Below are 18,111 nucleotides of genomic sequence, written 5' to 3' on the forward strand. Positions count from 1 at the left end.
TGAGTCTCCGAGTTCGTCGAGGATGAGGACGCGGCCCCGCGCGTCGGGTGCGGCCAGCAAGGCGGCCAGGACGAGATGGATGGAGAACAGCTTCTCCTGGGCGGTGTTGGTGGGCGCATCGTAGGCCAGCAAGGAGCCGCCGGGGTTGCGCTGCCACCGGGGCACGACATGGCAGATCCACTGGCCCTCGGCGCTCTCCGGCGCGCTTACGTTGTAGAGCAGGTCGGCTGCGTACCCATCTTTTTTGTGCAGCAGGTTGAGCTGGTTGCTGATGCGCTCCAGCGAACTGTGCACGCGTTCCTTGATGGACTCCTGGGTTTCTTCGAGGGCCTGGCGTGACTCCTCGACGAGGTCGTGGAGGTAGCTCTGTTCGTCCTCCCGCTCCCGTCTTTTCACCTCCACCTGCTCCCGAGCTCCTGCGTCCCGCTCCTCGTACTCATCCAGCCACGTCTTCAGCGCGGTCAGCGAGCCACGGAAGATGGTGTCGTGCGGATCGTGGGTGTGCGCCTCGTGATGGTGCAGGGCGTCGGCGATCTCCACGGTGGCCACACCGGTGGTTGCCGTGTCTGCGGCGAGCCTCGTCAGCGCCGCCGTCAGCCGGGACCGGCTCTCGCTGCGAAGGTCCGCACAGGTGCGGACCTCGGGCGGGCGCTCGGTGTCCCGCGGTACGACGGCGTAGGAGTTGATGCCGTCGGTCGGCTCCGCGCCGGGCTCATCCTCGGGCAGGCAGCTCCAGTTGAGCTCCTCCAAAGCCTCCTCCTCAGAGCCCGTCCAGATCATCCGTGCCCGGTCGGTGCTTGACCCTCTGCGGAGCTCCTCCAGCTTCTCCTTCCTCCGCGTCGCCTGCGCCCTGTCGTCCTTCAGCTTCCGCAGTTCGCCCTCGAGCTTGTCAGCGCGCTCCTTCGCGGTGAGGAACGCCGTCTGAGCCTCATGCGCTGTCTCGCTTGCCTCTTTGGCCAACGTACGCAGCCCGGGCAGCGCGGCAACGCACTGGGCGTGGGTGTCCTCGAGGTCGCGGATCTTGGGAACGAGCCGCTGTGCGAGCTCTTGGGCCTCGGCCCGTTTGATGTCCCGGCGCAGTTCGGCGATCCGGCGACGGTGCAGGTCGGCTGCGGTCTCCAGCGCAGCGCACTGGGCCCGGGCCTGGTCCCGCCGCCCTTCAAGGTGGGCGCAGATGTCCTTCTGGCCAGCGATCGGCTTCTCGAAGCCTCCGATGATGCGGACCCCCAGCCCAGACAGCCAGGCATGCGGAGGAACCGTCACCTCGGTGGCATCGGCCAGGGCATGCAGGAACGGCACCGCCAGGGGATCGGCGTCCAGGATGCCCTCGGGCAAGCCATCCGGGGCGCCGGAACCTGCCGCTTCCGGTTCGCTCGACGGCCCGCAGATGAGGATGGTCCCGGGCAGAGTGCTCACCGCACGGCTGGCATCCTCCAGGGCATCGGAGGCGACACACACCGCCTCCCTCCACGGCGCCAGGCGGGCCTCCCACTGAGACCGCGCCTCAGGACGGACGCGAGTGGTGGCCATCAGCCCCACCCTCCGGTGGGACGTTGCCCCCTCCAGGGCCCGCAACGCCGCCCCCGCCTGGCCGGTGCGCCCCTCCCGGGCCTCGGCGAGCTCTCCCTCCAGCACCCTGACACGTTCCTCGGCCAGCAGGAGTTCCGCCTTCACCTCGAGCTGACGTGCCTCCTGGCCGCTGACGTGCTGGGCGAGCTCGGTGGGGGAGGGGCCGGCGTAGTCCTCGGCCTGCTGCCGCGCCTGGCGGTGATCCTGCTGCGCCCGCTTCAAGTCGCCTCGAAGCAGTCCCACCTTCTCGTTGGCCTCCTCCACCTCCCGCTGATGCTCGTCGCTGCGCACCTGTGCGGAACGGGCCGATTGCCGGAGCTGGCCGATGTCGCGGGCTTTGGTGAGCTGGCCCTGCACTGCACCATGCCGCGCAGCCAGAGCTGCCAGATCATCCTCGACACGGGCGAGGCTGCTGCCGATCCGGCGCTCGTAGACAACGGCATCAAGGGTGGCGCGTGCCGATCCCAGGCGCCAGAAGCGGTGAGCCCGGCCGGCCTCCACCCGGGCCCGCTGCCGGGTTTCGACAGAGTGAAGGATGATTTCCTCTTCGTGCCAGGACTTCTCGGCGTCGGCCAGTTTGTCGGCCAGGTTCTTCTGCGTCCTAGCCAGATTCTTGCGGGCCTGTACGTCCGTGGCGAGCATGCCGGCCTTGCCGGTGAGATCGAGCAGCGCCTCCCCGATCTGCACGGGCGTGAAGGTGCCCGCATCCAGCTTCAGCAAAGAGGGCCGCGACCGCATACCGCCGCGGCTGATGATGTAGGCCAGCAGACGCGGGGCGCGGCCGTAGAGGACCTCCGCGTAGTCCGTGGCCCCCAGGGCTTTACCACCGAGCGCGCGGAAGAACCCTGGAGCCAGCTCGTGCTGGCTGCGATCGTCTCCGCCGAGTAGAAGGTGCACCCCTTCCTTGTGCCGTACCTCGATGTGCGGTGACTTGGCCGATACCTGCAGCCACACGGTGTGCGCGCTGCCCAGCGGATCCTCGGGTTCGGCGAAGACGCCCACCACATAGCCGATCGAAGCGGCCTCGTTCACCTCTGGCGATGCGCCGGCGGTGACGGGCTCGAACAGCAGCTTGGGTGCGTGCACGGAGCCACCGCCCGTCATGCGCCATTCCGGGTCTCCCAGCAAGAGGGCCAGGGCAGACAGGAAGCTGGTCTTTCCCGACTCATTGGAGTCCTTCGGCCCCCGCCCGGTCACCGCGACGAAGGTGCCGGGGACGATCGCCACCGGGTGGGAGGTCAAACGGGCAATGGAGAACGTCTGGACAGCGATCAGCTGACGGGTACCGATCACTCCCCGCTTGCCACGTGCACTAGGGATCTGCTGACTCACATGCGGTCCGTCTCTGTCGGGATCTCAGATAACTCGCCGTGAGACGCGGGGACTTCGAGGCCACGCCGCCGACGGATGGCGGCGGCCAGCTGCCCGCTGGGCCGACCGACCAGGATCAGGTCCTCCCAGAGCAGGTTGCTGCGGGCCTCGCTCATGCGCTCCAGCGCGGGGCCGGGCAGGTAACGGCCCGTGGTGGTCTCCGCGACCATGCCCGCCGCCCGCAGCCTGCGCAGCGCCGTCCTCATCGCGGCCTTGGAGATCCGCCGGTTGGAGGCGAGCTCCGCCAGGGTGACGGTGTGGGCTTCCCCCGTCCAACGGCTGTGCCGGTGCCGCCCCCGAGCTCTCGGAATCGCCACCGTGTGCAACAGGACCAGGGCCAGCACGGCCCGGTCCACCGCGGCGAGGGTCCCGACCTCCTCGGCCACCAGGGCATCGGCGAGCGGGTCACGAAACGCGGTGACCCAGTTGCCCTCCGCCGTCTGCAGCAGTTGCCGCCCGCACGGCAGCAAGGCCTGATCCACGGCGGCCCGTATCGCCGGATCAGCCAGCATCGGCAGCTCAGCCCGGGGCACCGGCCGACGAGCCGTCTCCAGTGTGGCGATCACTGACCGCACTACATATCCCTCGGACATCTCAAGCGCCGTTTCGGCGTCGGCCCGGACTTCATGCGCCGGCACCGCCGAATCCGGTCCCCCGCTCGCCTGCTCATCCGCCACGGGAGCTGGCAGCAGATGGTGTCCGCGACGCAGGCCCTCCACCACCACAGCAGGAAACGCCGCAACGGCTGCCCCCAGCCGTAGTTCGTCCCCGTCCACGGAGATCAGGCCGGCCTCCGGCAAGGTCCGCTCGAGTGCCCGCTCCACCGCTTCGCGGTCCGCGCCCAGTTGAGAACACAACGCCACAATGGCGGCACGCCTAAACGGCCCGCCCGGAAACGGCGCGCGCTCAGGCCGTGGCCACGCCGCGCGCAGGCACGCCGCCCACACCAGGGTCGGCACCGGCGACAAACCAATCCGAAACGCCGGCGACAGGCCGGCAGCCGGTGCTGTCTCACCGTCCCACCCCAAGACCAGCACATCGGCCAGCCGGCCCACCCCGTGCACGCGGATCACCCGGCGTCCGATCCGGGCGGCCGCTGCCGCGGCGGCAAACACCACGGGACCGGTCGTCTCGGCCGACGTCACTCCGGCGGCCCGCAACCGCCCCAGAAGCAACGCTGCTTGAAACGCTCTGTCCTCATCCGCCGCACGGATGGCGTCCTGTTCAGGAGCCATCCGAACCCCCATCGGACCTCTGAGCCACATTCTGACGCCGAAGATGCAGGGGATGCAGATAGGTGACGGAGGCCTCCGGATCGGCTAGCAAACCGTCCTCCACCACGACCGTATAGGGCTCGCCAGGATCGTCACTCAGCGCCAGCACATCAGTGATGATCGACGCAGCCGCAGGCCATCCCGCTTCGTACAGCGCCTGAGTGAGATCGACTTCCTCGTCTGCCGCCAACAACTCATCGGCCCGCAGCCGACGCCGCTCCCGTAGATGCGCGTGTGCATCCTCGGCCCACTGCAAAGGATCGTCCTCATCCTCGTCGTCGCCCTCGACCACGAGAGGCCGCACGCGTGCCCGCGAGCGCGGGGCGAACCCCTCCACTGTCTCCAGAAGCTGAGCCGGCTCGATCCACACTGCCGGCACGTCGGCGACCAGTGCCGTACCTACCTGCGACAGCAGCCCGACGTCACCCTGGACCGCGGCGTGGTCGTACTCCTTCACGGTCAGCACGTCAAAGTTCAGACTGCCGCCGCCCTGCTCAAGCACTTTGTCCGCGGCGGCCATGACCTGCAGACGGTAGAACTGCTCCGCCTCGATCAGAGCCGAACCAGCTTCCTCCAGCGCCCAGTCACCACTGAACCGGTCCGTGACCAGCTTGTTCAATTCCTTCACCTGGCGCGTGAACCCCTGATGATCATGCTGTCGATGGGACTCCATCAACTCAGCCGTCGTGCCGGTAGCGATCTGCCGCTGCAAATCCAGAGCGAAAACCCGCAGCGCGTTCCGGCACGACACCAGATAGTCCAGAGCCGCCTCGGGGTCGGGATTGCTGCGATCGAACACCGCCCTCGCCCGATCCAACAGCAAGATCAACTCATCAACACCCCCGTGCTCCGCCAGCCGTTCAGCCGCCAGAGCACCCGCCAGCCCTGCAGGCCGCACGACATACCGGTCCTGATGGGACTTCAGAAGATAGGGCTCAAGGAACCCCAGCCGGATCAGGACAGCCAAACGGTGTTCGATCAGCTCCTCCGGCCACCCCGAAGGATTGCCCTTCAATGCCTGCACGACCTCAGCCTTCGACAGCCCGTGCGCCCCGGCATGCTCGGCAAACACTTTCAAGATCGCAAGCGCCACCCGCGCCACCTCCGGATGCTGCGCCACAGCACCAGCATCCTCAGCAACGGGAGCCATGAACGCCCGCCAGTTGGCCAGCTGAACAGCCGCCGCCAGATCCTCCCGATCGCCGTCCCCGAACGCGAGCTGTTCACCCACCGGCCGGCACCGCCTCCAACAGCCCAACCAAGCGAGGCAGCACCTTCCGGTGCAACGGCTCCTGCTCACACGATTCGCCCGAGACCGCGATCTCCGCCGCCAGGGCCCGCAGTTCCACCGGCCCCTCCGCCGCCATCCTCTCCGCCAGCGCGCGCGCTTTCGGATACTGCTCCGGCTCCTGGTCCCGGTAGGGGCCGGCACGCCACATCTCCACTTCCATCCCCACCGGATGCACCTTGCGGTCCAAGCGCCGGGACAGATCATCGATGATGGCAATCCCATCGGCATCCAGGTCTCCCCAGATGGCCATCCGCTCCGGACGCATCCACTCCAGCAAGGCAACCAGCTTGTTGGTGACGTACCCCTTGCCCCAGATGCACAGCCACTGCGACGTGACCTCCGGTATCGCGCACACGCGTTCGAACGTGTCGGAGTTCTCAACCAAGAAGACGCCCCGCCCGCCGTGCTCGACTTCCCCCACCAGCCGCAGAGCGCCAGCAGGCAGAGCGATCCACGGCTTGGCCACCGCAGCGTCGGCAGCCACCGACCCCACCCGCCACCGCAAAGGCCCCCGCACCCGAATATCGACGTCAGCCTCATCGAGCGCCAGGTCAAAGCTCATCCCGACCAGGTTCTCGAAAGCCGCCTGCCGTGGAGGGGTCCACTTCTTCGACCCGCTCAACGCAAGGCCAGCCAACTCCTTGGCGGACAACCGCTCCCCGTCCCGGTACGCCGGCCACCACACAGACGCCGCGCGCACCGCCGCCTCATAGGCAGTCCACGCCTCGGTCGCGACCGCACTGTCCTGCGGCACCCTCAGCGGCGAACCCGCCGGACAGGCCTCCAGCAGCACCTGCTCCCGCTCCAACTCCGGTACCGGCGCCATCAACGCAAGCAGTTCCTTGCGTACCTCATCGGGATCCCGCCATCCGCGCAGCTCCTGCAACAGCTCATCCGCCTGCAATGCCCAGGAATGAGACAGGCGCCATGCCATCGGACCGGCGAGCTCGAGATCGTCATCAACCGCGCAACGCAGAACCACACCTCCGCACCGCACCAGCGCCAGAGCTACATCCCACGCCTTGTCTCCGAAACGGGACTCCACCGTGGCCCAAGAGCGCCGCTGCGCCGAGAGCGCCCACACCAGATGCCGACTATCCAAAGTCTCCGGAGGTTCATAAACCGGCTGCTCCCGCGCAGTCACCAGGTCGACTTCCCGAATGCGCAGCAAGCCCCGGCGATTACGCGGTGCACGGTTCATCCCCTCACGACGTACCGGCACGGACAGAGCATGTGTGCCCTCCGGCACTTCAGCCAGCGATACCCGGATGCGGCCTTCCGCTTCACTGAACAACAGAGCCATAGCGCCCGCCCCGGCACTCACATGCCCTCCCCAGAGACACATCGGATCTTGGACCCAGGCAGATCCACTCTGTCAGGAAGGCATACACAAGGCCTCTTGCGCCCCACAAACAGACAAAGTGAGTTCAATCCAACACCGGCCCAAAGTGGGCACAATGACGTACCGTCACCTGCTATTGGCTCTGCCTCACAGGCGGCCCGCGAGGAGAATCAACGCTGTACCTGTCACGGGCCAGGCACCGTCCGCATGCCGTCCCTCTGATTCCGGCCCTGGGCAGATTTGCATCTGGGAGGGTCGGAGCCAGGTCCGGCTAGCTGCCAGCACCGGGCTGATGTTCGACTGGTCCGACGACGAGGCAGTCCGGAGCACCCTCGATCGGCTCTTGGCGCACATCCGGCAGGACTTCCTCCTCGAACAGACGCCTGCTTCGCTAGTTTGTCATTATTCGCCCAGAGAAGTCGCTGCCCCCGAACCGCGTCACCCCTCACGCGGGAGTAGGCCCCCCCAGCATCTGCTCGATTCCTACCTTGCTGCGTGTCGGGAGCCTGAGCCGGACTGGTCACAGCATCGGGGTCGGGATCCTGGTGGGGGAGGAGTCTCCCTCCCCGCTCCGCGAAGCGGCCAGGGCCCGTTGCGCGCCTACATGAGTCATGCGCGACGGCGGCGCCAGCGTCCGAACCACCCCGTCGTGGGTGGCGCGGCCGAGGTCACCCCCGCTGACGGAGGCTGTAGCCCGGTCTCCACGTACAAGGGGGTCGCGACGATCAGCCGGTGCCGCAGGCGCTCCGGCGGAAAGTTGCACAGTACCCGTGCGTGCCCGCTCAGATAGCCAGCGGTCCGGTGGCTGGAGAGCATGGCGAACGCGGAACGAGCCGCGAACTCCTGGTCATTGATCCCGGTGGAGTCCAGCAGGCTCGGCAGCGACGTATCGTCGCGGGCCTCACGGGCGACCAGATCCGCTGCCAGATCGTGCAGCCAGTCCGAGCCGGACCCCATCCTGCTGGGCGGATGATCACGGTGGTCCCGCACGTGCTGGATCGACCCGCAGAGGAACAGTTGGGTATGGCTGCAGAATTCGTCGTCACGGTGCTGGCAGTGGCCTTCTTCCAGCGACCTCCAGGTGAAAACGCCGTGGTCGCGGAGCCCGAGATCTCTTGCCGCCGCGCCGTAAACGAAGCGTCCGCAGAACTCCAGCCAGGCGCCCGCGCCCAGCTCCTGGCACGTTGCTGGCTCTTGAATGTGCGCCGTGTTCTTCTCCCGAAGATGCCTCAGGACCTTCTCCAGCCGCTTGGCATCTTTCTCGGTGACCGTGGGTTCCACAGCGTTTCCCGGGCCAAGCGCGAGGCGGGCACTGATACCTAGTGCGCCAGCTTCCGCTTCCATGGACCGGCCGACCAGCCCGCTGCGAGGCGGCTCGTAGAAGTCGTCCAGCTTGGCTGCGGACAGATACTGTAGTTCCCGCACGGGCGCCCCACTCTCATGCCGTCCCATCGCTGTAGTGATGCCGGGTCCTTGTACCGGTGGACCGGGCCCAACTCCGGCATCATGCACCCCAAATTCGAGATCGGCATGGAACTGGGAAGCACCCAGGCATCCTCGCTGGTGGACCTGTGTACCCGGCTGCGCCAGGAAGGCTTTTTTGCCCAGGTCACCGTGGGGCCGGGACGCGCACCTGCCTCGCTCGTGCTCGTGGAGACCGCCGACGGGAAACGTCGCTTCGGCGAGCTGCGGTCCTGGCACACCACCAGGGACGGCCGCCGTGAAGCGGACGTGCTGTGCCGCCTCTCGGACGACGCTCCGCGGCTGGCCAGGGTCCGCGTCGATGAGAGCCGCATCCGGCTCCCTCCCGGGGTCGATTACGCCACCGTGCCGGCAGATGGCGCTCGGGCGGGCGGCGACGAAACCGGTTCCACCGGGTAGTGCATGACACGAGACGAACGGCCCGCTGCCTGCCCTGGCTCGTTTCAGGGGTCGAGGTCGGCCCGGGTTCATGGCTGGTTTGCGGCTGGTTGCCAGGGGCCGAGCTGGGCTGTCGCTGCTTTGAGCTCTTTCTCGGTGATGTTCTCGCTGCCGCTGTGGATCGCGATGACGGCGGCGGTGGAGATGACGTAGGTGAGGGCTTTGAAGTAGCCGCCGGTAAACTGGTGCAGTTGGGCGGCGTGCTTACTGAGGGCGTTTTCCTCGAGCCGGTACAGCCTCAAGTCGGCCTCGAAGCTGGCCAGTACGCGCCGGAACATCTCCTGTTCCTCGGCCTTGGGGCCCAGGGGCAGGGGGTGCAGCCAGGTCACGGGCAGCAGCGCGGTGGGGGAGGGCGAGGCGGGATCCGCGGGGCGGCCCGCCTGTTCGAGCCGTACCCGGTTCTCCGCGCTGACCCGGGTCAGGTCCTGGGCCAGGATGCGGGCCTGGTGCAGGAGGTGGCTGGCGCCGGTGCCGCAGAAGATGAGCGAGATGCCCAGCTTGTCGCGCAGGTAGTCGAAGTAGGGCAGCACGTTGGCCAGTTGCTGTGGCGAGGACCGGTCGATGTCGTCGACGAGCAGCAGACGGGTCTGCGCCGTCTCCAGGACGTAGTTGACCGACAGGGTCACGTCCTGGTGCCTGCGCATCTCCAGGACTTCCGTGAGGCTCTTCGGCTCGGGGTTGAGACCCAGGTAGGAGCCGATCTCCCAGATCCAGTTCACCTTCAGCTCCGGGTCCGCGGGGGTGGTGATGTGCACCACCGGGATCGTGTTGGGCTGCCGGCCGTTCGTGGCGACTTCGATCTCCTGCTGGGCGGTGCGTCCGATCGCTCGCAGCAGGCAGGTCTTGCCGGTGCCTGCGGGCCCGTCGATGACATGGTCCATCAGGCCCTCACGGCTCCCGCTGTTGCGGTGGACCGCCTCGACGACCGTCTTCTGCATGTGCGTCATCGCGTCGGTGGGGACCATCCGCAGGTGCCGGTGGTAGGCGATGGCCTGTTCGTCCGTCTTCCTATCCTCGGCGGGACTGTCGCCTGGCGCCAGGACGGGCGGGTTCACCTCCTCGTCGACGAAGTGGGTCCAGCCGGTGAGCTGGAACAGCGGCAGAGGCCGCATCGGGGTGTCCCTGAGCTGCTGGCGCAGGCGGGCTTCACGCTTATCACGCAGTTCGACGGATGCCTTCATCACGCTTCTCCCTCGTCACGGTTCCTGCCTCGACGCCGGCAGACCGGCACCGGGCCGGAGGACGCGTCCGCCCGCACGGGGGCCGGACTGCGGCTGCGTCGTTCACGGCCCCTTCCTCAGGGCGCCTACACATCCCATACGTCGTTCTCGGCCTCGTCATCGTCCGGATCGGAGTCGTCGAGGAGCTCTGCGTCGACGACCTCGTCTACAGATGCCGGTGCTTCGGCCGTGAGGGCCTGCGGCCCGCTGCCGCTGCCGTCGCCGTCGTCGGGGAAGAGCGCTGCGAGCGGATGCGGAGCCAGCCCGCTGCCCGAAGTCGGCCCCACGTCGTCGCTGCCCGCGGGCAGCAACGACGTGGCGGGCGCAGAGGGGGGTGCCGTGGGGGAGATGGGCAGCGCCGGGTAGGGCCGCAGGGTCGACAGGTCGAACTCCTCCAGACCTGCGTACGGGTCCTGGGACGGCTGCTCCGTCTCCAACTCCAGCCCCTGGAAAGGCGGTTCGGCCCCAGTGCGCTTCGGTGGCGGTCTGCGACTGCGACGACGCCGGTCGCGCTGCGCCAGGGACAGGGCGATCGCCTCCTCGTCCTGCTTGCTGCCGCCGGCCGCCAGGTGCTGCTCGGCGTGTTCCTGCCACATGTCCGCGGTCCACGGATCGTGCAGCAGGTGCCGCAGCCGGAAATCGCAGGTCACCCAGGTGTCGGCCGTGTGGTCGTACAGCCACACCCGCTCGGGACGGTAGGGGTTGAAGCGGCATTCCCACTGCTTCTCCCGGCCGGGCAGCTTCGAGTCGCCGCGCAGGACGATCTCCCGGTAGTGGGCGGCGTCCTGCGCGACGGGCTGATAGGTCCGATAGTCGATCATGAATCCGCCCTTGCCGGGGATGACCCACTGCCGCAGCAGGAAGAAGCGGTTCTGGGCGGGGGAGAGCGGCACCGCCCGGTAGCCGCTGCGGGCCACCTGGACCGCATACATCTCGTTGGGCGACAGCACGACGTGGGGACGGAACGGGTCACGCAGCCCCGCGTCGGGGGTCTGCTGGTACTCCAGTGCCACCCACTCCTGGGCCATCTGCTGGAGCTCGGCAATCGTGTACAGCGGCATCCGGTCGATGCCGCGGCCGCGTTTCTTGTGGCTGCGGCCCTGCCAGCCGTGCGTCACGTGCTGACTGAAGCGGTGCGCGAGGGTGACGAAGAAGTGCTCGGGGAGCGGCTTGTCGGTCGGGGTCTTCTTGCGCGCCGGGCGGCGGGCGATGCGCAGCCGGTCGCAGACCTCGGTGAAGTGCTCGCTCACATAGGGGCTGCCCTGATCGTAAATGATCAGCTCGGGGCGGATGACCGGGCGGGCGGCGGCGGCCTCGGTGAACCGCTCGTCCGCCGCCCTAAGCGCCCCGAACGGCAGACTGGAGGCGGCGGCCGCACTCAGCGGGTCCCAGCCGGGCATCACCGGCCAGGGCGCGAGAGCCTGGGCCAGCATCAGGGTCAAGTCGATCGCCCGGGTCGCCTGGCCCGCCTGCCCGCTCTCGGCGTCCCGGGGACGGCTGGGCGTGATCATCAGCGCGCACGCGCTGTGGTTGGCCACATCGATGAGCGTGGTCAGCTCCGTGGCGGTGGGCCGGCCGTCGTCGCCGCGGGCCAGAATCCGCAGCGGCGTGGTGTCTGCCTGGGTCACCTGTCCCGGCCGCAGCACGACTTCGCGCCCGCCATGGGGCAGCGGCGGCGTGGAGGCCAGAGCGGCCCGGGCTCGTGTCGGCTGGCCCAGGGCATCGGCCAGGCCGGACTCCTTCATCCGCAGGTAGAAGGTGGAACGGGAGGGCAGCAGAGCCGCCACGGCAGCCGAGCCGAGTTCCTCGGCGTACCGCGAGTGCAGCAGGTCCTCGACTTCCTCGCGGATCACGTCGATGGTCACGTCCGACGCGTGTGCGCGCCGGGCCACCACCTCCTGCATGGCGGTCAGACACCGCGGGTCGGTGAAGCCCCCCGGGCGTTTGTCCCGCGGCCCGGGCAGCAGGACGACCGGGTTCTCTCCGGCCGCCTTCCACTTGCGCCGCTTGTCGGCGAGGGTGTGGGCGGAGCAGCGGACGCCGTCGGCGGCCAGCCGCGCCGACATCGCGGCGCACCGCTGGGCCAGCGTCGTGCCCGGCCCGAATCCCCGCGCATGCTCGCTTCGGCCCGGCGCCAGACCGGTGTCGATCTCCACCATGCGTGCCTGCCACAGCGCGGCCTCCTCCTCCTGCCCCTCCGGCCGGCCCCACCCGCCGAGAGCCGCCCCACCCGCGGCCGGTGCCGCACCGCCACTGAGGACAGCGAAGTCCTCCGCGCCCACCAGCCACCGGAACGACACCGCCCGGGGCGCCTCGGCGCCGTTCCGAGGCACCAGCGTGACCAGCGGTCCCTGCCACTCCGCCACCTCCCATTCGCGCCTGTGCCAGCGCACCAGCGCCCCGATGGACAGCGACCCCGCAGACCGGCCCTCGTCTGCTCCCGGCATGTGCCCCCTCCTGGTCGTTCAGGCCGTCCAGGCCACGGCGTCGGGCAGCAGCGGATACGCGGCATCGAACAGCAGCCGCCGCTGCCAAAGCATCCGGTAGGCGAGGTCCAGCCCGGTCATCTCGTCCAGCCCGCTGGCCGCCACCCCCGCCCGCAGACCGGACGGCGCCCTGAACGCCTCCAGCAGCGCCCGCCCCAGGCCCTCCTCGTCGCCCACGGCAAACCGGTAACCGGCCAGCCAGCCCAGGTTCCGCGCGCGCAGCCCCGACGGTTCACGCACCTGCCGCACCCGCCACCCGGCCGCCTGCGCCACCTCCTGAAGCACCTCGAGTCTCACCGCGGGCAGGCTCTCCTGTCGGGGCGGCTTCAGCACCAGCACCTCACGCTCGCCCTCGGCCGTGCGCGCCACGAAGTCGGGGCGCCAGCGGCGAAGGCGTCCTCCGGCCCGCCACCGCAGTTCCACCGGGCCGGCGCTGAACGCCGCCCAGGCCGGCTCGAAGTCCAGCTCTATCGCCAGCCGCCACTGCCGCAGGCTGCCGCACACCACGGTCTGCTCCCGGGTCGCCACCGGCCAGTAGGTGATGATGCCCTTGCGGCCCCGGTAGGGCACCGGTTCGCTCACCGGCCCGAACTCCTCCAGTGCCACGCCCCGAAGCCCGGCCGCGCTGCGCAGGCGCACCGGCCCGTAGGGCTCGCGGTACAAAACCACGACACCCTGCCCCGCCTTCGGCACGGCCTCGCCTTCCATCAGGCCGCCGGGACCCTCCGCCGCGTTCACGCTGCCCACCCCTTGCCGTGCCGCCGCAGGGTCCCGCATACCTGTCCGGTCGGCAGCCCCTTTGGGCCCAGTCCCTGACCTACACCGGCCGCCCCACGAAACCCGCCCGCCGTCGACTGCCCCCGCACCGGCACGGGTTGGCAGGAGCCGGACAGCCAAGCTCCCGTCACCTGTTCACCCGCCCCTGCCTCTTTCGGTGATGACTGCTGCCGTAGCCCGGCATGCCCATGCTGCTCCGCTCCGCGCTGCGAGGACTTTCCCGCCTGCCGGATACACCTGAAAGGGTGAACAAGTCGGCGGCAACGAAGGACGCCGGGCGCTGCCCGGTCGCCATCCCGCGCGGCGGCTCGGCTGCTTAACTCGCCTGCCAAGAAGCCGACTTCGGCCCGCTGGACGACTTCTGCCCGATCAGGAGTGCCCGGGCAGCTCCCACCGCACCTCGTCACCGTCGTGATGGAGGCGCCAGGTGGTCACGAGACGGGCGCGGACCAACTGGTCGAGGAGGTCCTCCAACTGCTGAGGCGGCTGCCCGCACTGGCGGGCGAGAGCATCGAGCTCACCCCCGCCCGCCCCAGCGGTGCTGTGGGCGGCCAGTGCCAGTGCGGCCAGCCGTAGAGCGGAGGGCAGGGCGGGCGAGAGGATCAGCGGGGCGGGGCGCAGCGCCCATTGGGCGGCGCGGACGCGCGCGGTGCGTCCGGGATCCTGGTGGAGGACGGGGGCATCGAGCAACTGCGCCTGGATGGGAGAGCATCTGCGTCTGAAGCGGTGCAGCCAGCCGGCGTGTTCCAGCTCCAGCCACAGCTCTGCGCGGCCGTGCAGCCGCATGCCGCGCAGGAAGCCGTGGGGCAGGCGGATCTGCCCCTGGCGGTCAGCACGCAGTGCGCACTGCAGGGCGAGCAGCCGGGCCGCGGGGGAGGAGAAACGCGGCAGTGCTGTGGCGAGGTAGGTGAGCATTTCGCGTACGCGTTGCTGCTCTGCCGGGCCGAATGGCGGTGCGATGCGCGCAGAGCGCGACGTACTGGAGTGCGTCGGGGTGCGGTCGGCGCGGAGCAGGGTGGGCGGTACGACGGCGGTGCGGCTCATCGCCGCCGCGCAGGCGGCGCAGGCATCGGCCAGTCGCCAGGTACGGCCGCCGCGGTCGCAGGTCAGGGCGAGCAGAACGGGCCCCGCACAGCCGCGGTGGCGGGGGTGCCAGCGGCAGCCCAGCGCCCGGCACTGGCAGGTGCGCAGATGCCCGGGCAACGCGTCGGCGCGAGCATGGCGGGCCAGATGAGTGAGGGCGGCCGAGCGGGCGGAGACGGCCTGCAGGACGGGGCTGTGCGTGCAGCGGGGGCAGGCCAGTGCCGGTCCGCCCGTCTGCGGGCGCAGGCGCACGGTCCAGATGCGCTGCACCGTGGCGTGTGTGCTGGCAAGCCGCATCGGCTCGTTGTCCCTCCGCTCTGGTCTGCGCCGGCGTCGCGCGGTGGTCTCCCGGTGCGCACGCGGGAGCCGCCCGCACCGTAGTGCAGATTCCTGCACTCGCGCAGAAGTGGGGGCCCGGTGCGCTCACCTGCACTGATAGTGCAGAAATCCGCACTGACAGGGCAGGTGTCTGCACCGTCGGATGGTGGAGTGACGATCTTGCCCCCCGACCCGGACCGCGACGCCCTGCGTGTGACGCTGGCACGGTTGAGGAATGAGCGCGGGTGGACCTTCGACGAACTCGCCGGCCGCAGCGGCCTGGCCCGGCGCACGCTGATCGACCTCGAACACGGCCGAGCCGCCGGCACCGTCACCACCTGGCATGCCCTCGCGCACGCCTTCGACGTCCCCATCGAGCAGCTGCTCGGCTCACTCTGTGAAGGCCACACCCCGCCCGGATCCAAAGGCGCCTGACTCCGGTCGCGCCAGGCCTGAAGCGCGGCATAAATCACCCGAACCGGCGAGCACGCATAGAACGCACACTCGCAGAACCGCGTCACCGTTCGATACCGCTGGGCCGGCCGGGGGACTGCCGGCCCGCCTGCCCCGCCTCCGGCAGGGGGCGCCTGGCACGGTCCTCGCCATGCGCCCCAACACCGCCCCCACCGGCTGCCACTGAGACGGTAGCCCCCGCACCGCACCGGTGCGCCGTCCGCTGCGGGTGGCCACCACCAGCCCCAGCCGCCTGCTGCGCGCCGGCCAGAGCCGCCGCTGCCACCAATGCGGCAACCGCATCGACCTTTACCCACGTACGGACGGTCGGCCCATCGCCCTGCATCCCGCCGAACTCGCCACTGCCCAGGTCCCCGCCCCCTGCCGCTGGCACCTGAGTTCCGGCATCGCCCACCCGCACGACGACGGCCGTACCTGGTGCCGCATTCCGCACGCCGTGCTCTGCCCGCAGCGCACCCCCATCTGCCGGCTCAGCCGGCCTCTTGAGTCGGCCCGCCGCCAACTCGCCGTACGGACCCGCCGCCTGATCGACACCGGCGCCTTCACGCCCACGGCTTCCCCCACCACAACAGCGCCCACCGGCACCGGCTCCCCCGACCACCCGGTCGTACGCATGCTGCTGTGCCTCTACCTCGCCGACGGCCCCGTGGAGGCCGTCCGCTGCGTAGCCCAGACGAACCACCGCCGCCGCTGCCCCCGCCCCGTCCTCGACCCGGACGGCCCGGCCGGATCCTGGAGCCTGCTGCCTGTCGGCCCCCGGCGCGGCGAGCTTGCTCTGCCCGAACAGACGATGGCCGTCTACGACCTCAGCCGGCTGCCTCACGCCGAACAACGACGCTGGCGCATCCAGCGCTGCTCCGCGCACGCCGTCCCCCACGGCACCGCCGATCTGGCACTGGCTGGATGGCAGGTCTTTGATCCCCTTCTGCACGCCGAGCACGTGCGTACCGATCTGCCCTATCCACCGGCACACGACAGCAGAGAGCGGTGATGATGCCGCACCACGCCCTGGAAGCCGAACTCCGCGAAGCCGTCCGCGTGCTGCCGCTCGCCACCAACCACGACACCACCCGCCTCATGACCCTCGTACGCGCCAAAACCCCCCACCGCGCCGTGCACCGGCTGCGCCAACGCCTCGCCGCACGGCTTCCCGTGGACGTGATCATCACCCACTACCCGGATGCCGCAGGACAGGTCCTGCTCAACCTCGCCTTCCCACCCGCCGTCCATGCTGCGATCTGCCAGGCTGCCCATGAAGCGGGGCAGAGCCCGGAAATCTTCGTGAAGCTGGCCCTGCACCGCGCGCTGGCCCAGCACGCCAGCGACGAGGCCCACCGGCTCGACCGGGCCGTGCAGCAACTGCTCGCCCACACCACGGCCGCACACCTCCTGGCAGCCGTCGGCCACGCCCTGACCCGCACCCCCGGAGCAGCCCCCGCATGAACCCGACCGACGAACAGACGGCAGCGGCCGACGCCTTCCATGCCGGCCAGCACCTCGCCCTGCAGGCCGGCGCCGGCACGGGCAAGACCACCACCCTGGCCCTGCTCGCCCGCACCACTACACGCCGCGGCCGCTACCTCGCCTACAACCGGGCCATCGCCCAGGACGCCCGCACCCGCTTCCCCAACACCGTGCAGTGCAAAACCGCCCACGCCCTGGCCTACGCGGCCGTCGGCCACCGCTACACCCACCGCCTGAACGCACCCCGCCGCCCCGCCTGGCAGACCGGACAGACGCTCGGCATCAACAAAGCCGTCCGCATCGGCGACCGCGAGGTGACGCAACGAGCCCTCTCCAACGCCACCCTGCGCACCGTCGCCCGCTTCTGCCACACCGCCGACGAAGCCATCACCCCCCATCACGTGCCCCGGCTGCGCGGCCTGGACGACACCGACCTCCACACCCAACTCGCCGCCCACATCGTGCCGTTCGCCCACAAGGCGTGGGCCGACCTGCAACACCCCGACGACGGCGCCGTCCGCTTCGACCACGACCACTACCTGAAGATCTGGGCCCTCACCCGGCCGCGCATCTACGCCGACTTCCTGCTGCTGGATGAAGCCCAGGACACCAACCCCGTCGTCGAACAGATCTTCCTCGCCCAGCGCGACCACGCCCAGCTGGTCATGGTCGGCGACTCCGCCCAGGCCATCTACCACTGGCGCGGCGCCAAGGACATCATGACCGGCTTCGACGGCACCCAGCTCGCCCTGTCCCAGTCCTTCCGCTTCGGCCCCGACCTCGCCGCCGAAGCCAACCGCTGGCTGCACCTGGCCGACGCGCCGATCCGCCTCACCGGCACCCCCGCCGTGCCCACCGAACTCGGCCTCGTCACACAGCCGGACGCCGTCCTGTGCCGCACCAACGTGGGCGCCATGGCCCAGGTCATGACCCACATGGCAGCCGGACACCGGGTCGCCCTGGCCGGGGGAGGAGACAGCCTGCACGCCCTGGCCCTCGCGGCCCGCCACCTCAAGGAAGGCCGCCGCACCCACCATCCCGAACTGCTCCTCTTCCCCTGCTGGGGCGACCTGCGGGACTACGCCGCCCACGACCCCGCCGGCCGCGACCTCCAGCCCCTGGTCAACCTCGTCGACACCCACGGCGCCGACGCCATCCTCGCCGCCATCACCCAACTCGCCCCCGAACCGCACGCACACGTCACCGTCTCCACCGCCCACAAGGCCAAGGGACGCGAATGGCCCAGCGTCCTCATCGCCGAGGACTTCGCCCGATCCCCGAACGACACCGCCGACGACCCGGCAGGAAGCACACCGGCGCCCGCCCCCGACCCCGTCGACGACGCCGAAGCCCGCCTCGCCTACGTCGCCGTCACCCGCACCCGCCGACGTCTCGACCTGGGAGGCCTGTCCTGGATCGACGAGCATCCGGAAGGAGTCCTGGCCAGGTCTCGGTCGCTGCAGTGATCACGCCCTGCGGGCTCTGGCGGTCGGTGGTTCGCCTGGAGGAGTGCAGGGCGGAG

14 protein-coding genes are annotated in these 18,111 nt (G+C 69.8%); 5 read left to right on the forward strand and 9 right to left on the reverse strand.

All coding sequences use genetic code 11. The features are described 5' to 3' along the window. The 5 genes from ACFYM2_RS34150 to ACFYM2_RS34170 form a co-directional block, all read right to left on the reverse strand. Nucleotides 1-2,901 (reverse strand): hypothetical protein (locus ACFYM2_RS34150; RefSeq protein ID WP_388841668.1); only part of this gene is annotated, 2,901 nt, incomplete at its 3' end. Then, on the reverse strand, nucleotides 2,898-4,175 hold the full coding sequence (locus ACFYM2_RS34155; protein WP_388841671.1) for a hypothetical protein: 1,278 nt from the start codon (nucleotides 4,173-4,175) through the stop codon (nucleotides 2,898-2,900). The genes ACFYM2_RS34150 and ACFYM2_RS34155, both read right to left, overlap by 4 nt. Further along, nucleotides 4,165-5,445 carry a hypothetical protein gene (locus tag ACFYM2_RS34160; RefSeq protein WP_388841674.1) on the reverse strand — a complete coding sequence of 427 codons (1,281 nt, stop codon included), beginning with the start codon at nucleotides 5,443-5,445 and terminating at the stop codon, nucleotides 4,165-4,167. The genes ACFYM2_RS34155 and ACFYM2_RS34160 overlap by 11 nt, the downstream gene beginning before the upstream one ends. Beyond that, complete coding sequence (locus ACFYM2_RS34165; RefSeq protein WP_388841677.1) at nucleotides 5,438-6,808, reverse strand: Wadjet anti-phage system protein JetD domain-containing protein; 1,371 nt, start codon at nucleotides 6,806-6,808, stop codon at nucleotides 5,438-5,440. Before ACFYM2_RS34165 ends, ACFYM2_RS34160 begins: the two co-directional genes overlap by 8 nt. 648 nt (nucleotides 6,809-7,456) lie before the next feature. Beyond that, the gene (locus ACFYM2_RS34170) at nucleotides 7,457-8,272 is read right to left on the reverse strand and encodes an SAVMC3_10250 family protein (protein WP_388841680.1); all 816 of its coding nucleotides are present in this window, start codon (nucleotides 8,270-8,272) and stop codon (nucleotides 7,457-7,459) included. A gap of 81 nt (nucleotides 8,273-8,353) precedes the next feature. On the opposite strand from ACFYM2_RS34170, the gene ACFYM2_RS34175 reads away from it, so the two are divergent. Further along, a complete protein-coding gene (locus ACFYM2_RS34175) occupies nucleotides 8,354-8,728 on the forward strand; it encodes a hypothetical protein (RefSeq protein WP_388841684.1) in 375 nt (124 codons plus the stop codon). Nucleotides 8,729-8,796: 68 nt separating this feature from the next. Here ACFYM2_RS34175 and ACFYM2_RS34180 read toward each other — a convergent pair whose 3' ends face one another. The 4 genes from ACFYM2_RS34180 to ACFYM2_RS34195 form a co-directional block, all read right to left on the reverse strand. Further along, nucleotides 8,797-9,948: an AAA family ATPase gene (locus tag ACFYM2_RS34180; RefSeq protein ID WP_388841687.1), complete on the reverse strand. Its 1,152-nt coding sequence runs from the start codon at nucleotides 9,946-9,948 to the stop codon at nucleotides 8,797-8,799. A gap of 125 nt (nucleotides 9,949-10,073) precedes the next feature. Further along, nucleotides 10,074-12,434 (reverse strand): transposase, encoded by a 2,361-nt coding sequence (locus ACFYM2_RS34185; RefSeq protein WP_388841690.1) that lies wholly within the window; start codon nucleotides 12,432-12,434, stop codon nucleotides 10,074-10,076. Between the two features lie 18 nt (nucleotides 12,435-12,452). Then, nucleotides 12,453-13,211 (reverse strand): TnsA-like heteromeric transposase endonuclease subunit, encoded by a 759-nt coding sequence (locus tag ACFYM2_RS34190; RefSeq protein ID WP_388841693.1) that lies wholly within the window; start codon nucleotides 13,209-13,211, stop codon nucleotides 12,453-12,455. A gap of 408 nt (nucleotides 13,212-13,619) precedes the next feature. Next, nucleotides 13,620-14,630 carry a hypothetical protein gene (locus ACFYM2_RS34195; protein WP_388841696.1) on the reverse strand — a complete coding sequence of 337 codons (1,011 nt, stop codon included), beginning with the start codon at nucleotides 14,628-14,630 and terminating at the stop codon, nucleotides 13,620-13,622. A 192-nt stretch (nucleotides 14,631-14,822) separates the two neighbouring features. Here ACFYM2_RS34195 and ACFYM2_RS34200 point away from each other — a divergent pair, with 192 nt between their 5' ends. The 4 genes from ACFYM2_RS34200 to ACFYM2_RS34215 all read left to right on the forward strand — a co-directional run bounded on the left by ACFYM2_RS34200 (nucleotide 14,823) and on the right by ACFYM2_RS34215 (nucleotide 18,055). Then, a complete protein-coding gene (locus ACFYM2_RS34200; protein ID WP_014043978.1) occupies nucleotides 14,823-15,086 on the forward strand; it encodes a helix-turn-helix transcriptional regulator in 264 nt (87 codons plus the stop codon). Between the two features lie 229 nt (nucleotides 15,087-15,315). Next, nucleotides 15,316-16,116, forward strand: a complete 801-nt coding sequence (locus tag ACFYM2_RS34205; RefSeq protein WP_388841700.1) for a DUF6083 domain-containing protein — start codon at nucleotides 15,316-15,318, stop codon at nucleotides 16,114-16,116. Then, entirely contained in the window at nucleotides 16,113-16,568 is a 456-nt protein-coding gene (locus tag ACFYM2_RS34210) for a hypothetical protein (protein ID WP_388841703.1), read from the forward strand. Before ACFYM2_RS34205 ends, ACFYM2_RS34210 begins: the two co-directional genes overlap by 4 nt. Then, a complete protein-coding gene (locus tag ACFYM2_RS34215; protein WP_388841706.1) occupies nucleotides 16,565-18,055 on the forward strand; it encodes a UvrD-helicase domain-containing protein in 1,491 nt (496 codons plus the stop codon). The genes ACFYM2_RS34210 and ACFYM2_RS34215 overlap by 4 nt, the downstream gene beginning before the upstream one ends. Nucleotides 18,056-18,111 lie beyond the last annotated feature (56 nt).

It is taken from the genome of Streptomyces sp. NPDC006711, assembly GCF_042869775.1.
Taxonomy (GTDB): domain Bacteria; phylum Actinomycetota; class Actinomycetes; order Streptomycetales; family Streptomycetaceae; genus Streptomyces.